A 14,644-nucleotide genomic window follows, 5' to 3' on the forward strand; every position below is an offset into this window, starting at 1 on the left:
GACGTCCAGACATCACACGGCAACAAGGGGAATGACTGTCACAGCAGCACCTCAAGTCTTCGAGTTTCCAAATTTGGGATGCCCGGTGTCTTAAGCGGTCCACCAAGCGCGAGGCTCTTTTTATGATCGTTCAAGCTTGCATCAACGGCGCACGTCCGAGCGATTTCCATCCGCTCCTTCCGCTGACGATCGATACCATGGTGCGCGATGCCGCGGCTTCAGTCGCTGCCGGCGCCGCGGAGCTCCATGTTCATCCGCGCGGAGCCGATGGCAAGGAGAGCCTTGCCGCCGTCGACGACACGGTCGGTGCGATTCGCCGGGTCTGTCCAGGAACGCTGATCGGCGTCTCCACAGGCGCCTGGGTCGAAGGCGATCGGGAGAAAACGCGGGAAGCCATCCGCCACTGGTCCGTCCTGCCGGATTATGCGTCGGTGAACCTGTCGGAGGACGATGCGCCTGGCGTCATCCAGCTGCTCCGGCAAAAGGGCGTCGGCATCGAAGTCGGGCTGGCATCGGTGGCCGATGCGGAGCGCTACACCAGCCTCGAAGATCATCAGCGGGTCTTTCGACTGTTGATCGAGCTCGACGACGAGCAGGATCTGCAGCGCGCAGGGGATATCARGGATGGCATCATCGAGGTGCTCGAGCGCAGCCTCGTCAATCGGCCGATCCTTCTGCATGGATTCGACAGGACGGTCTGGCCCTTCGTCAGATCGGCGCGCGAGCGGCACTATTCCACCCGCGTCGGCCTGGAAGACGGCAAGCACCTCCCGGATGGGACGATTGCGAGCGACAACGCCGCATTGGTCGCTGCGGCCGTTGCCATCTTCCGTGGCCAATCGAACTGATCCCGACATCGAATTTTCGTCGTCGTCGATCCACTTGATTCCGGCCGACTGATCGCTGTTCGCGAGTTGGAACCATGACAACTGGAATGGAAGCTTTCCGATTTTCGCGCGGATCGACTACCTCATTCCATGATGCCGCACCCGCCGATGCGAATGATCAATCAGCACCTCGGCCACGGAAGAATATTCACGAGAGATACGAGTATACCAGGACGCCGACAGAACCCCAGAAGATAAGCGGTGCCAGTACCATCCCCGCGACGATAATTTTAGTCACAGCAAAAACTCCGCAAACTCGCCCCGGCGCAAAATCTATGACAGCGGTCGAAGCTTTGGTATCGGCATGAAGTCCGGGACAGGTCGGACCTTGGTCTGAGCTTCGCTACGGCGGATGAGTACCGGGCTCATTTATCGCCGCGCGCTGGGCGGCGCCGATAAGGGATCAATGCAGACCCTTGGGATGCTGAAGAAAGGCCGCGTAGGGTATGAAGATCGGACTGACTGGCCCCTTCGCATTGACTATCCCATTCCAACATGATTTCCCGTCCGGGATCACGACAGCGCCGCGCGCCTTTCAGACGCGCAAAGGACGCTGTAGCACTTTGAATAGCCGCGGGGACATTATGGCCGACATCATTGTAAAGGACAGCAACGGAACGCAGCTTCACGATGGCGATTCCGTGACGCTGATCAAGGACCTCAAGGTCAAGGGAACCTCGGAGACGCTGAAGCGTGGAACGCTGGTCAAGGGCATTCGCCTGACGGACAATCCGGGCGAGATCGAATGCAGCACCAAGCAGGTCAAAGGCCTGGTGCTGAAAACGGAATTCCTGAAGAAGGCATAGGGTCATCCTTGCCCGCGGTGCTCGCTATCGACGCATGAAGGGCCGCCCCCAATCAATCGRCTTTCACCGGCTCCGGCGGCACTTCCTCGGTGATCACCTCGAAGCGGGAAAGCGTTGCCGGGCCGAAGGCCGTCGACATGGCGACGTCGGTGGCGTCGCGGCCGGTCGCCATCAGGATCCGGCCGATGCGCGGCGTATTGTGGCGGGCGTCGACCGTATGCCAGTGGCCGCCGAGAAACACCTCGAACCAGGCGCTGAAGTCCATCGGATTGGGATCGATCGGAACGCCGATATCGCCGAGATAGCCGGTGCAATATCTGGCCGGGATATTCATGCATCGGCAAAGCGCGATGGCGAGATGGGCAAAGTCGCGGCAGACGCCCGCCTTGTCGGTGAAGCCGCCATGCGCGGTCCTGAGGACGTCGGCCTTCAGGTAATCGAAGGTGATATGGTCATGGACGAAATCGCAGATCGCCTGGACGCGCGCCCAGCCGAGCGGCGTTGACGAGAACCTAGCCCAGGCGAAATCTGCAAGCCTGTCGGTGTCGCAATAGCGGCTGCCGAGCAGGAACACCAGCACATCGTCGGGCAGGTCGTTGATTGCGTGCTGGACAGCATCGTCGGGAACGATGTCGGGTTGGCCGCTGTCGTAGATCTCGAATTCCGTGGAGATCGTTGTCAGTCCCGGCGGGGCAACGATCCGGCTGCAGGCATTGCCGAACACATCGGTATAGCCCCAGGCCTCGATCGGCCGGTCGAATGTCAGGATCTGATCGCTGAGAAGATCGGCACGACGGGAGGGGTGAATATTGAGGACGAGCAGCATCGGCGTTGGCTGCATGCATTCGTAGCCCAGATGAAACCCGGCGCGTATCTTCATTGTGGCTTCCTTATCGCCTCTCTGCTTCGGCAGAGGTGAGTAGGGAACGCTGATCGCGCGACCCGGTTCCCGCAAGCCCGGGACCGTCACCGCATGGCTAGCCATATGGCCTTGTGGTGACGTTCACCTGCACCGTCATGCTGTCGAAATCCTTCCCATCCCCGTCATAACTGCCGCTCAACGGGACTGCCTGGCGCGGATCGCGGGCAACGGCGACACGAATGAGATCGCGGTTGCCGACGATCCCGTTGGTCGGATCGAACTCCGTCCAGCCGGCGCCTGGAAGATAAATCTGGCACCATGCATGCGTGGAGCCGCCGCCGAGTACGGTGGAGCCGTCCCGGTCGGGAACATAGACATAACCCGTGACGAACCGTGCCGCGAGGCCGAGGACGCGTGCCGCCTCCATCATCAGAAGCGCGAAATCCCGGCAGGTGCCGGAACGAAGCTGCAAGGTCTGGACCGGCGTCTGCGTCCCATGTTCCTGGCGCCGCGCATAGACGAAGCTTTCCCGAATGGCGTAACAGAGCGTCATTAGCAGGTGCCCGGTCTCGGTCGGACGCCCAAGGCGCACGAACTGGCGCGCCCAGCGTCCGACCTCGTCGTTCGGATCTGGATAATGGCGCTGCATCGCCGGCGTCAGATCGGCAATCTCATCCTTGTCGTAGGAGAATGGATAGGTCAGGGCCTCGTCGTCCACCTTAAGATCCAGAGCGACCTGCGGCGTATGATCGAGCGTGATCCAGGTTTCGAAACGAAGCTCGGACGCCGGCCTCGAAATATCGACGAGCGCCACGCAATTGCCGAAAACATCGTGGATCCAGCGCACATGACTTTCCTCAGGATAGATCGTCAACGACGCTTCGATCAGCCGCTGGTCGAAACTGTCGCGCGGTCGGAACATCAAGCGATGCTCGCCGAATTCGACCTCCCTGACGTAACGATAGGACGTGATGTGGCGGACGGAGAAAATCGTCATGAGCCGCCGTCCGGTAATCTGTTCACTTTGCTGCTCCAAGACGGCGATGCCGCCTCTCCTTTGCGGAAGCGCCCTGCCCGCTTCTCCGCTCATCCCGATTTCTTGTCATATAAGCACATCCGAAAGATTGCTATTGTATCTTCACCGATCGACGGCGGAACCGTCCAACCTAAGAGGATAACATGCATATCATCTGGGACGTTCTGACGCTTCTGCTGACAATCGGCTCGCTCTATGGCGGTCGCGAATACCGGATTATTCGCGCCCGTGCCCGCGCTCAAAACTGGGGCAACTTCTGACCCGATCCAATACCATTGATTCGGTCCCGGTATCTCTGATTCGATTCCGAATCATGGTCGCATCGGATCGTTGCCGGTCGCAGTTACGTCGAATGACGTAAAGCCACACGATTAAGGAAGTGCTTTATTAGTGGAGGCGGAGTCTATCCGTCCATTCTCCCTGTTATCCTAAGCCCGCCTCACCCCAGGCGGGCTTTTTTATTCCGTCGCCTGCATCACTTCTTGGCGCCGGCGGAAAGCACCCGATGTGTCGCGTTGTCCATTGCGTGGCTCGCTTCCTGTCCATCCTTCTTCAGCCCGTATGCGGTGTTGCCGCAGCCGGAAAGTGTCAGCAGGCAGACGCAGGCGATGGCGATTGCAGCTTTTGACATCAAGTGTTTTCCCCGATTGAATTGCAATTCAGAGCATGATGCCGAAAAGTGTGAGCGGTTTTCGGACGACATCATGCTCTAACTCTTAATCTAGAATAGGATTTTAGGCTGACTGGGCCTAAAATCATCCTGTTCTAGGGAAGATGACGCATTCTTCGGCAAAATCAATCCGCAGGTAACAAGCGCGAACTGCCGGCATGGAACCCCGCGACGCCGCAGGCGTTAATGCGAGCCATCCAAACCGGGGGTTAACGACATGGATTATCAGATTGCCTTCGCCGCAACGGTCGCGACGGCGTCTTTCCTCTTCTTCATGCTGATCGTTCATCGAACCTGATTGCCCGCCGGCCGCGTGTGATCACTGGAATAGAGCCGGCCGTTTCCGGCCCGATTGTCTGCGATCCGCAGAGATTGCATCTTCGGGTGCCGCTGCTTCTGTAGCCAATGTCGACGAGGCGTCGCAGACCGGAAGGCCTGGAGCGCAAGATCGCAGATGATCGTCAGCTGACACGGCAAGGCTGCAGAAGAAACGTTTCGTCACCCGAAAGTATTACGGAAACGGTGAATGTATTGAATTTTAATTAATTGCCAGCCTTAACTATCCGTTAACAATATTGTTGCGCTCCGTCAGCTTCCGCTTATGCTTTACACAATACGGGAGAGGAAAGATGTTTAGCAAAAGCTTGATTATGCCGTTCAGCTTCGCAATGCTCGCCATTGCCGGCCTCCTGTTCCAGATTGCCGCCCACGCGCTGTACTCTCCGGTCACCATGTTGCAGCCGTGAGTCACATAAGTTGCTGAACCTGCAAGCAATCTCAGTAACTGGGAGTGGAACTTCCTTTCGTTTCGTGCATTCTGTGACTCGTTTTGCCAGGAGGGAGATAACCATGGAAAACGCAGGCGTGGGTTGGATTGCAGCTATCATTATCGGCGGTGTCGCTGGATGGCTGGCGGAAAAGGCCATGAGCAGCAGCATGGGTTTGCTCATGAACATATTGCTCGGCATCGTCGGCGCTATCGTCGCTAACTGGGTCCTGGGTCTATTGCACATCCAGCCGCTCGCCGGTTGGCTGGGTTATCTGATCACCGGTTTCGTCGGGGCCTGCATCCTGATCGCGATCGGGCGCGTCGTCCGCCGCTGACAGTTCCTTTCAATGACTGATGCAAACACCAAAAGCCGGGCGTTGATGGCGCCCGGCTTTTCTGCACTCTGAATTTCGGTTCAGCGGCGGCTGAGCAGGCCAAACACGTAGGCAATGCCTGCCGTCACAGCGAGTGCCACGAGCGGTTCTTCGCGCACCTTGTCGCGCAGCCGCTCCGTCATCAGCGAGGCCTCGTCGGTCACCGCCGACTTCGCCCCCTGCCCCAGCGCCACCACGCTTTCCGTCAGCCGGGCGAGATCGTTGCGAAGGGCTGCGACCTGTGCCGACAGATCGTCTGCTGCTATGTCAGCCTTGACGCGCGCGGCGGTGGATTCGGCGGAGGCGGTTTTCAATTCTGCCATGGTCTGCTCCTGTTTCATGGGATGCCGCTTCAACGAAATGGCGGCCCGAAAGGTTCCGACGCAACCGATCTTTTGTTCGCCGCAAAGCCGCCGCGGCTGAGCGGCCGCCTTGTGCAGCTTTTCGCGCGACAAACCCTTCATTTCCTGTCGGGTTTGTTTTAAGGAACGTCGAATGTCCGCCCGCGCGCGGGTCAATGATACTGCGAGGTTTGCGTTTCTATGTTCCACATCCTGAGAAGAGCCGCTCAGACCTGGGTCGCCAAGCTGCTGATGCTTCTGCTCGTCGCGTCCTTCGGCATCTGGGGTGTCTCCCGGTCGCTGATCACGGGCAGCAACAGCACTACGGTCGTGACCGTCGGCGATCAGCATGTGGACGTCAACGAATTCCACCTCGCCTATCAGCGCCAGGTGGCAAGCGTCAGCCAGCAGTTCGGCACGCGTCTCACCCCCGAGCAGGCCCGCGCCTTCGGCATCGAGCAGCAGGTGCTCGCCCAGCTCGTCGCCGGCGCCTCGCTCGACCAGCTCGCCGAAGACATGAACCTCGGCCTGTCGCAGGATCGCCTCGCCCAGCTGATTGCCGACGATCCGGCTTTCAAGGCCGTCAACGGCCAGTTCGACCGCGAGCTTTTCGTCTCGCGTCTTCGCAATGCCGGCATCCGCCAGGACGATTACATCAAGGAGCGCAGCAAGGTCGCTGTCCGCAGCCAGGTGGTCGATGCCATCTCCAACGGTTTCACGGCGCCGAAGACGCTGGTCGATGCCATGAAGCTCTATGGCGACGAAAGCCGCAGCATCGACTACCTGCTGCTGACCAACGCCAATATCGAGCCGATCAAGGCGCCTGCCGACGACGTGCTGGCGACGTGGTTCGAAGGCGTCAAGCAGCGCTACCGGGCGCCCGAATACCGCAAGCTCGTCTATCTCAAGCTGCAGCCCGCCGATATCGCCGATGCCGCGACCGTCACCGACGACCAGATCCACGAAGCCTTCGACAAGAGCAAGGATACCTATCGCACGCCGGAAAGCCGCACCATCGAGCAGCTGACCTTCGCCAGCAAGGATCTTGCCACCGCCGCCGAAACGGCGCTGAAGAGCGGCACCAGCTTCGACCAGCTGGTTTCCGACCAGGGCAAGACGGCAAGCGATGTGCTGCTCGGCGAGTTCACCAAGGACAAGGTTCCCGACCAGGCCGTTGCCGATGCGGCCTTTGCAGTTTCGCGCGATGGCGGCACGACGCCTGTCGTCGATGGCTCCTTCGGCCCCGTCATCCTGCGCGTCACCAACATCAAGTCTGAAACGACGAAGAATTTCGACGAGGTGAAGGAGGATATCCGCAAACAGCTGGCGCTCTCCAACGCCTCTCAGGAAGTGATCAACGTTCACGATCGCATCGAGGATCTGCGCGCAGGCGGTTCCACGCTCGAGGATATTGCCGGCCAGCTGAAGCTCACCGCAGTGGCCGTCGACGCCGTCGATATGACCGGCGCCGACAAGGACGGCAAGGAGGTCAAGGATCTCCCCGCCAAGCAGCAACTGCTCGGCGAAGCCTTCAAGACCGAGGTCGGCGTCGATGCACCGCCGCTTTCGATCGGCAATGACGGCTACGTCTGGTTCAACGTCCGCGAAATCACGCCGGACCGCGAGCGCCCGGTCGCCGAGGTGCGCGAAAAGGCGGTCGAGGACTGGACGGCGGAGCAGCAGAAGGCCGAGCTCGCCAAGAAGGCCGATGAATTGAAGGCCGAGGCGCAAAAGGGCAAGGCACTTGCCGATATCGCAACGCCGCTCGGCATTGCCGTCGAAAGCAAGAGTGGCATCACCCGCTCCACCGATGATGCGGTCCTCGGCCGAGCCGGCGTCACCGCCGCCTTTTCCGGCCCGGTCGATACGGTCGCAAGTGCTGTCGGCGCCGATCCCTCTACGCAGATCCTGCTGAAGGTCAACGAGGTCAACACCCAGCCGACCGGCGATGTGCTGAACAACCGCGATGCCCAGATCACCGCCATGGCCAATGCCGCCGGCGATGATATTCTCGATCAGATGGTCAACCTGCTGCAGACGCAGTACGGGGCGCAGATCAACCAGACGCTCGCCGAACAGGCGACGGTCCGCTAGGAGGCTTTATGACCGATCTGAAGCCGTTCCTGGCCAAGGCCGCAAGCCGCGAGCCGCTGACGCGTGACGAGGCCCGCGCCGCCTTCGACATCCTGATGTCGGGCCAGGCGACTCCCTCGCAGATCGGCGGCTTCCTGATGGCGTTGCGTGTGCGCGGCGAAACCGTCGATGAGATCGTCGGCGCCGTCACCGCAATGCGCTCGAAGATGCTGACCGTCGAGGCGCCGGCCGATGCGATCGACATCGTCGGCACCGGCGGCGATGCCAGCGGCACCTATAACATCTCGACGCTGGCAGCGCTGATCGTCGCCGGCGCCGGTGTTCCCGTCGCCAAACACGGCAACCGGGCGCTGAGTTCGAAATCGGGCGCGGCCGACAATCTGGCGGCACTCGGCGTCAAGCTCGACGTCGGTCCAGAGACCATCTCTCGCTGCATCGCCGAAGCCGGCGTCGGCTTCATGTTCGCGCAACTGCATCATTCCGCCATGCGCCATGTCGGCCCCTCGCGGGTGGAGCTCGGCACGCGCACGATCTTCAATCTGCTCGGGCCACTTTCCAGTCCGGCCGGCGTCCGCCGCCAGCTGCTCGGCGTCTTCTCGCCGCAATGGCTGGTGCCGCTTGCCGAAGTCATGCGCGATCTCGGCTCCGAATGCGTCTGGGTGGTCCATGGCGACGGCCTCGACGAAATCACCACCACCGGCATCACAAAAGTCGCTGCACTCGAAGACGGCAAGATCCGCACCTTCGAGCTCTCGCCCGCCGATTTCGGCGTCAGCCCTTGCGTGCTCGCCGATATCAAGGGCGGTGACGGTGTCGCCAATGCCGCAGCCCTTCGCGAGGTGCTCGGCGGCGCCAAGAATGCCTATCGAGATATCTCGCTCGCCAATGCCGCCGCCTCGCTCGTCATCGCGGGTAAGGTCGAAACGATCCGCGACGGCATGAAGCTTGCCACGCATTCGCTGGATAGCAGTGCCACTGCGCTCGCCCTCGACAAACTCATCGCCGTTTCCAACGATATCGACTAGGATTGCCCGATGACCGATATCCTGAAGAAGATCGAACTCTACAAGCGCGAGGAGATCGCCGCTGCCAAGGCGACAGTGTCGCTTGCCGATCTCAAGGCGATGCAGGCCGGCCAGTCCGCGCCGCGCGGCTTCCACAAGGCGCTCGTTGCCAAGCGTGACGCCGGCCGCTTCGGCCTGATCGCCGAGATCAAGAAGGCGAGCCCCTCGAAGGGTCTCATTCGCCTGGACTTCGATCCACCATCGCTGGCGAGCGCCTATGAGGCCGGCGGTGCCGCCTGCCTTTCGGTGTTGACCGACACGCCGAGCTTTCAGGGCGCGCCGGAATTTCTGACAACCGCCCGCGCGGCCTGCGCGCTGCCGGCGCTGCGCAAGGATTTCATGTTCGAGACCTATCAGGTGCACGAGGCCCGCGCCTGGGGCGCCGACTGCATCCTGCTGATCATGGCCTCGCTGTCCGACGATGAAGCCGAACGCCTGCAGGACGAAGCCTTCGGCCTCGGCATGGACGTGCTGGTCGAGGTCCACGACGCCGAAGAGATGGAGCGGGCGCTGAAGCTTTCCTCGCCGCTCATTGGCATCAACAACCGCAATCTGCGTACCTTCGAGGTCAGCCTGACGGTCAGCGAGGCGCTTGCTCCCATGGTGCCTGACGACCGGCTGCTGGTCGGCGAAAGCGGCATCTTCACCAATGCCGATTGCAAGCGCCTGCAGGCCGTCGACATCAATACCTTCCTTGTCGGCGAAAGCCTGATGCGCAAAGAGAACGTCGCCGCCGCCACCCGCGCGCTGCTCTTTGGCGAAGCCGCCATCGCGGCCGAATGATATGAGCGGCCAAAAGCCAGGCCTCACTCATATCGGTGCCTCCGGCGAGGCGCATATGGTCGATGTCTCCGATAAGGCCGAGACGGTGCGCATCGCCACTGCCGAGGGCCATGTGAAGATGGCGGCGGAAACGCTCGCTCTCATCAGCCAAGGCAATGCCAAGAAGGGTGATGTGATCGGCACGGCGCGTCTTGCCGGCATCATGGCGGCAAAACGTACCGCCGACCTCATCCCGCTCTGCCATCCGCTGATGCTGACGAAGGTCACGGTCGAGATCGCGGAAGATGCCGCCCTRCCCGGTCTGCGCGTTACGGCGACCGCCAAGCTGACCGGCAAGACCGGTGTGGAGATGGAGGCGTTGACCGCCGTCTCGGTCGCTTGTCTGACGATCTACGACATGGCCAAGGCGGCCGATAAGGCAATGGAGATCGGCGGCATCAGACTTCTTGAAAAGTCCGGCGGAAAATCCGGCGATTTCCGTCATCCGGAGGCAAGATGAACCTTCTCCCGGTTGCCGAGGCCCTGAACCGCTTGCTCTCCAGCGCAAAGCCCATTGCTGCGTCCGAGACGCTGCCGCTTGCCGAGGCTGAGGGCCGCGTCCTGGCCGTCGATCTGACGGCCGGCCTGACCCAGCCGCCCTTCAATGCCTCCGCCATGGATGGCTATGCGCTGCGCCGCGAAGACGCGCCGGAGCCGGGCGCCGAGCTGAAGGTCATCGGCACGTCTTCCGCCGGCCACGCCTTCGAGGGAAGCGTTGGCCAGGGAGAGGCCGTCCGTATCTTCACCGGCGCGCCTGTTCCGCCAGGCGCCGATAGCGTCCTGCTGCAGGAGGATGCCGAGAAGATCGAGGGCGGAATCAGAACCAATTTCCCTGTGCGGCAGGGCCAGCATGTGCGTCCCCGCGGCCAGGATTTCGCCGAAGGCGAAGCCGTGCTGCCGGCCGGCACCGTGCTCGATTTCTCGCGGCTGACGGTTGCCGCCGGCATGAACCGGCCTCATGTCGAGGTGCTGCGGCGCCCGCAGATCGCCATCCTCGCAACCGGCGACGAATTGCTGCCGCCCGGAAGCACGCCCGGCCCATCGCAGATCATCGCATCCAACACGTTTGGTATTGCAGCCCTTGCCCGCAAAGCCGGCGCCGATGTGCTCGATCTCGGCATCGTGCCTGACGATAAGGCCAGGATCACCGCGGCGATCGACACGGCGCGGGATGCCAAGGTCGATGTGATCGTCACGCTCGGCGGCGCTTCGGTCGGCGACCATGATCTGGTGCAGGCGACGTTGATCGAGGCCGGCATGCAGCTCGATTTCTGGCGCATCGCCATGCGCCCCGGCAAACCGCTGATGGTCGGCAGCTTCGGCGAGACGCATGTGCTCGGCCTGCCCGGCAATCCGGTCTCCAGCCTCGTCTGTTCGCTGCTCTTCCTGGAGCCGCTGATCCGCAAGCTCGCCTCCCTGCCGCCGGTGCGGCGCGAGGCAACGGTGGAGGCGGCCGTCACTCTGCGCGCCAACGACCACCGGCAGGACTATATCAGGGCGAAACTTTCGAAATCCGCCGCCGGCCACTGGCTCGCCGAACCCTTCGGCAAGCAGGATTCCTCGATGATGAAGGTCTTCGCCGAAGCCGATTGCCTCGTCATCCGCCCGCCGCATGCGCCGGAATTGCCGGCCGGAGCGCCCTGCCCGGTCATGCTGTTGCGGCCTGACCTCCTGGCATAATCTCGCCTTCAGCTTTGTCGGAGAGCGCAAAGACGCCAGCCGGCACGGCACCGCCGCCAGTGCCCCCGCCGAAATCCGCAACCGCATGGGTGGCGATTCGCCTAAGTTTGTCCTGCGGCAGATAGGCCCGCTCGGGATCGCCGATCAGCACCTCGATGCCGGAGGCCTGGCAACGCCGCAGAAAGGCCATCACCCGCAGGGCAAGCGAGGGGTCGTAGAACAGATCGCCGACCGCGAGGAGATCTGTCTCTGGTGGCGGCCCCTCGATGATATCGGCGGCCCGGGCTACGATATCCACGCCGTTGATCGCCGCGTTGAGGCCGATCGCGGCAATGGCATTGGCATCGATGTCGATAGCGGTCACCGTGGCTGCTCCGGCCTTCGCCGCGGCAATGGCCACGAGCCCGGAGCCGGCGCCGAGATCGAGCACCCGGCGGCCGCTCACCATTTCCGGTCGATCGAGCAGATGGCGGGCAAGCACCGCGCCGCCGGCCCAGGGATAGGCCCAGTAAGGCGGCGAATCGGCCTCTCCACGACCGGCAAGCCGCCAGAGCCCGCTCGCAGGCCCTGCAGTATGGAGCCGGATCTCGGGGATGGAGGGAACCGGTGATATCGGCAGGTTGGCCTTGATGAAGGCGGCCGGATCGGGGTTCGGCATACCGGGGCGTTTCATCGACGTCTGCTCCTGCCGACGAAGCTCAGTAATTCTTCATGGCAAGATGCGGCATGCCACCGTCAAGAAATTCAGCGCCATAGGCGACGAAGCCGAAACGCTCGTAGAGCGGCAGCTTGTCCGCCTGTGCTGTAAGATAGAAGCGGTTGTCGCGGGCAGCGCGATGCAGTTCCATCGCCTGCCCGATCATTGCGGCCGCAATGCCCTGGCCGCGCCATCGGCCGGCAACCGCAACCCGGCCGATCTTCACATGTTCCTCGGCGTAGATGACTCGCAGCGTGCCGGAGACCTCGCCCGCCGTGACGGCGACGAGATGATGGGCGCTGAGATCGTCGGCATCGAATTCCTCGGCTTCGGGAACCTTCTGCTCATGCACGAAAACGGCGCGCCGCAGCCGGAAGGCCTCATTGCAGAGCGTACTGAAAACCGGGACGCTGAGAATCGCCGTTTCCATCACCATCCTTGCCTCCCTCAGGGATACGACCCAAAGCCCTCCGCCGAACCAGCGAAGGGCTGCCGGCAAAATCAGCCGGGCTTCTTCTTTGAAAACTTGTTCTTCGGTGCGCCGCCGCCCTTGCCCTCATATTTGGGGCCTTCGGATCTGGGGCCTTCGAATTTCGGCTTGTCGGACTTCGGGCCATCGAAGGCGGGTTTGCCCGGTTTCTTGCTCCAGGGCTTGCTATCCCGTCTTTCCCCGCCGCTATTGTCGGCTGCAGCATATCCGCCGCCCGGAGCCTTGCCGAACTTGTTCTTCGGCCGCTCGCCGCGGAATGAGTCGTCGGGCCGCTCGTCGCGGGATGGCTTGCCGGCATAGGGTTTTGGCGCAGGCGCCCGGCTGAAATCCGGCGTGCCGGAAAGCCTGGTCACGCGGATGCCGCGTTCGAGTGCCTTGTTCGGTCCGATCGCCGCCTGGAAGCTTTCCGCACTCGCCGCGGCGATCTCCACGAAGGTTTCCTCAGGCTGCATCTTGATCGCGCCGATCTCGCGCTTCGTCACATTGCCGTTACGGCAGAGCATCGGGATCAGCCAGCGCGGCTCGGCATTCTGCTTGCGTCCGACCGAGACGGAGAACCAGACACTGGCGCCGAAATCTTCGCGCGGTCCCTTCTGCGCCGGCTCGTAGGGCTCGGCATTGTCGCGGCGCTTGCGGCTGCGGTCGTCCTGTACGGTGACCTCGATCAGATCCTCCGGCGCCGAATGATTGGTGCGGTAAAGACGCAGGAAGGCGGCGGCAAGCTTTTCGGCGCCGTGGCTGGCGAGAAGCTGCTGTACCAGCCCCTGCTCTTCCTCCTGCGGCGTTTCGTTGAAGATCGGATCGGCGAGCAGCCGCTCGTCGTCGCGCTCGCTCACTTCCTCGGCCGAGGGCGGCCGCGCCCAGGCAGCCGAAATACCGGCATTCTCGAGCAGACGCTCTGCCTTGCGCCGCGCATTTAGCGGCACGATCATGGCGCTGATGCCCTTGCGTCCGGCCCGGCCGGTACGGCCGCTGCGGTGCAGCAGCGTTTCCGGATTGGTCGGCAGGTCGGCATGGATGACGAGATCGAGGCCCGGCAGGTCGATGCCGCGAGCGGCGACGTCGGTCGCGATGCAGACCCGGGCGCGCCCGTCGCGCATCGCCTGCAGCGCATGGCTGCGTTCGTTCTGCGTCAGCTCGCCGGACAGTGCCACCACGGCGAAATTGCGGTTGTTGAACCGCGCCGTCAGATGATTGACGGCAGCGCGCGTCGAGCAGAAGACGATGGCGTTGGTCGCCTCGTAATAGCGCAGCACGTTGATGATCGCATTCTCGCGGTCGCTCGGGGCCACCATGAGCGCGCGATATTCGATGTCGATATGCTGCTTTTCCTCGGCCGCGGTGCTGATGCGCACGGCATCGCGCTGATAGCTCTTGGCAAGCTTGGCGATCGCCGCCGGCACCGTTGCCGAAAACATCAGCGTCCGGCGTTCGTCCGGTGCCGCATCGAGAATGAATTCCAGGTCTTCGCGGAAGCCGAGATCGAGCATCTCGTCGGCCTCATCGAGCACGGCAGCCTTCAGTTCCGACATGTCGAGCGCCCTGCGGCGGATATGGTCGCAGAGCCGGCCGGGCGTGCCGACGACAATATGGGCGCCGCGTTCAAGCGAGCGGCGCTCGCTGCGGATGTCCATGCCGCCGACGCAGCTGGCGATCACCGCGCCGGTCATCTCAAACAGCCATTCGAGCTCGCGCTTCACCTGCAGGGCAAGTTCGCGCGTCGGGGCGATGACGAGGGCGAGCGGCGCGCCGGCATTGCCGAAGCGCTCCCTGCCTTCGAGCAGCGTCGGCGCCAGCGCCAAGCCGAAGGCGACGGTCTTGCCGGAACCGGTCTGGGCCGAGACCAGCGCGTCGGAAGCGGCAAGCGCCGGATCGAGCATCGCCTTCTGCACCGGAGTGAGTTCGGCGTAACCGCGCTTCTGCAACGCCTTGGCGATCGCCGGGACGACGCCGTTAAATTCTGTCATGGATTCGATCTTTCGGAGCTGTCAGGCGCGTTGCTGCGCCATGGCCGGAGCCAGCCGGCGGGGTATTTGCGCCGTTCCTAGCCGC

The 14,644-nt window shown here is 62.4% G+C and carries 15 protein-coding genes; 8 read left to right on the forward strand and 7 right to left on the reverse strand.

The window, feature by feature from the left end:
• The first annotated feature begins 122 nt into the window (after nucleotides 1-122).
• On the forward strand, nucleotides 123-848 hold the full coding sequence (locus AC1ECN_RS18995; protein WP_477953804.1) for a 3-keto-5-aminohexanoate cleavage protein: 726 nt from the start codon (nucleotides 123-125) through the stop codon (nucleotides 846-848).
• Between the two features lie 623 nt (nucleotides 849-1,471).
• Complete coding sequence (locus AC1ECN_RS19000) at nucleotides 1,472-1,693, forward strand: alkylphosphonate utilization protein (RefSeq protein ID WP_018072135.1); 222 nt, start codon at nucleotides 1,472-1,474, stop codon at nucleotides 1,691-1,693.
• Between the two features lie 52 nt (nucleotides 1,694-1,745).
• Here the strand turns inward: AC1ECN_RS19000 and AC1ECN_RS19005 are convergent, their stop codons facing one another.
• From AC1ECN_RS19005 to AC1ECN_RS19015, 3 genes are all read right to left on the reverse strand, one after another.
• Nucleotides 1,746-2,573 (reverse strand): transglutaminase-like domain-containing protein, encoded by an 828-nt coding sequence (locus AC1ECN_RS19005; RefSeq protein WP_477953806.1) that lies wholly within the window; start codon nucleotides 2,571-2,573, stop codon nucleotides 1,746-1,748.
• A 97-nt stretch (nucleotides 2,574-2,670) separates the two neighbouring features.
• Complete coding sequence (locus AC1ECN_RS19010) at nucleotides 2,671-3,552, reverse strand: transglutaminase family protein (protein WP_018072137.1); 882 nt, start codon at nucleotides 3,550-3,552, stop codon at nucleotides 2,671-2,673.
• A 514-nt stretch (nucleotides 3,553-4,066) separates the two neighbouring features.
• Nucleotides 4,067-4,222, reverse strand: coding sequence for a hypothetical protein (locus tag AC1ECN_RS19015; RefSeq protein ID WP_024322643.1), 156 nt, complete (start codon nucleotides 4,220-4,222; stop codon nucleotides 4,067-4,069).
• Nucleotides 4,223-5,110: 888 nt separating this feature from the next.
• Here AC1ECN_RS19015 and AC1ECN_RS19020 point away from each other — a divergent pair.
• Nucleotides 5,111-5,365, forward strand: coding sequence for a GlsB/YeaQ/YmgE family stress response membrane protein (locus AC1ECN_RS19020; RefSeq protein WP_018072140.1), 255 nt, complete (start codon nucleotides 5,111-5,113; stop codon nucleotides 5,363-5,365).
• Nucleotides 5,366-5,445: 80 nt separating this feature from the next.
• On the opposite strand, the gene AC1ECN_RS19025 is transcribed toward AC1ECN_RS19020, so the two are convergent.
• The gene (locus tag AC1ECN_RS19025; protein ID WP_024322644.1) at nucleotides 5,446-5,727 is read right to left on the reverse strand and encodes a hypothetical protein; all 282 of its coding nucleotides are present in this window, start codon (nucleotides 5,725-5,727) and stop codon (nucleotides 5,446-5,448) included.
• 219 nt (nucleotides 5,728-5,946) lie between these two features.
• On the opposite strand from AC1ECN_RS19025, the gene AC1ECN_RS19030 reads away from it, so the two are divergent.
• Genes AC1ECN_RS19030 through AC1ECN_RS19050 form a run of 5 tightly spaced genes read left to right on the forward strand, consistent with a single transcriptional unit; the run spans nucleotide 5,947 to nucleotide 11,405 of the window.
• Nucleotides 5,947-7,839, forward strand: a complete 1,893-nt coding sequence (locus tag AC1ECN_RS19030; protein WP_130655589.1) for a peptidylprolyl isomerase — start codon at nucleotides 5,947-5,949, stop codon at nucleotides 7,837-7,839.
• Nucleotides 7,840-7,847: 8 nt separating this feature from the next.
• Nucleotides 7,848-8,864 (forward strand): anthranilate phosphoribosyltransferase, encoded by a 1,017-nt coding sequence (gene trpD / locus AC1ECN_RS19035; RefSeq protein WP_130655590.1) that lies wholly within the window; start codon nucleotides 7,848-7,850, stop codon nucleotides 8,862-8,864.
• Nucleotides 8,865-8,873: 9 nt separating this feature from the next.
• On the forward strand, nucleotides 8,874-9,686 hold the full coding sequence (gene trpC, locus AC1ECN_RS19040) for an indole-3-glycerol phosphate synthase TrpC (RefSeq protein WP_130655591.1): 813 nt from the start codon (nucleotides 8,874-8,876) through the stop codon (nucleotides 9,684-9,686).
• Nucleotide 9,687: 1 nt separating this feature from the next.
• On the forward strand, nucleotides 9,688-10,185 hold the full coding sequence (gene moaC, locus AC1ECN_RS19045) for a cyclic pyranopterin monophosphate synthase MoaC (RefSeq protein ID WP_130655592.1): 498 nt from the start codon (nucleotides 9,688-9,690) through the stop codon (nucleotides 10,183-10,185).
• Entirely contained in the window at nucleotides 10,182-11,405 is a 1,224-nt protein-coding gene (locus tag AC1ECN_RS19050) for a molybdopterin molybdotransferase MoeA (RefSeq protein ID WP_130672619.1), read from the forward strand. The genes moaC and AC1ECN_RS19050 overlap by 4 nt, the downstream gene beginning before the upstream one ends.
• Here the strand turns inward: AC1ECN_RS19050 and AC1ECN_RS19055 are convergent.
• From AC1ECN_RS19055 to AC1ECN_RS19065, 3 genes are all read right to left on the reverse strand, one after another.
• Complete coding sequence (locus tag AC1ECN_RS19055) at nucleotides 11,374-12,078, reverse strand: class I SAM-dependent methyltransferase (RefSeq protein ID WP_130672620.1); 705 nt, start codon at nucleotides 12,076-12,078, stop codon at nucleotides 11,374-11,376. The genes AC1ECN_RS19050 and AC1ECN_RS19055 overlap by 32 nt on opposite strands.
• Before the next feature lie 25 nt (nucleotides 12,079-12,103).
• Entirely contained in the window at nucleotides 12,104-12,538 is a 435-nt protein-coding gene (locus AC1ECN_RS19060; RefSeq protein ID WP_130655600.1) for a GNAT family N-acetyltransferase, read from the reverse strand.
• 65 nt (nucleotides 12,539-12,603) lie between these two features.
• A complete protein-coding gene (locus AC1ECN_RS19065; protein WP_130672621.1) occupies nucleotides 12,604-14,559 on the reverse strand; it encodes a DEAD/DEAH box helicase in 1,956 nt (651 codons plus the stop codon).
• Nucleotides 14,560-14,644 lie beyond the last annotated feature (85 nt).

It is taken from the genome of Rhizobium sp. 01N447_2 (assembly GCF_056399245.1).